Below are 240 nucleotides of genomic sequence, written 5' to 3' on the forward strand. Positions count from 1 at the left end.
ACTGTAACTGGCTGGAGGCGGCAACCCATGTCCCAGTTGCTACCGTGACCAGCGCCAGGCCAGCCAAAAAACGATTGGACAGCGGCACTGCGGAGGTGACCGGGAAAGCGCGGGGGTTGCCCAACAGCGGGAAAAACGCCAGGTGCAGGTAGGGCCCGTCGTCCGTCCATCGACGCGCCAGGCGCTGCCGTGTGTGGGTGATCGCCTTCAATGTGCGCAGCTAGCGTGCCGCCGCGTCAT

1 protein-coding gene is annotated in these 240 nt (G+C 65.0%); it reads right to left on the minus strand.

Going from position 1 to position 240, the window contains the following annotated elements:
• Positions 1-211 (minus strand): hypothetical protein (locus tag ACQG3P_RS22700; protein ID WP_426806312.1); only part of this gene is annotated, 211 nt, incomplete at its 3' end.
• Positions 212-240: the final 29 nt, after the last annotated feature.

Source organism: Stenotrophomonas sp. SrG, assembly GCF_050031795.1.
GTDB lineage: Bacteria > Pseudomonadota > Gammaproteobacteria > Xanthomonadales > Xanthomonadaceae > Stenotrophomonas > Stenotrophomonas rhizophila_A.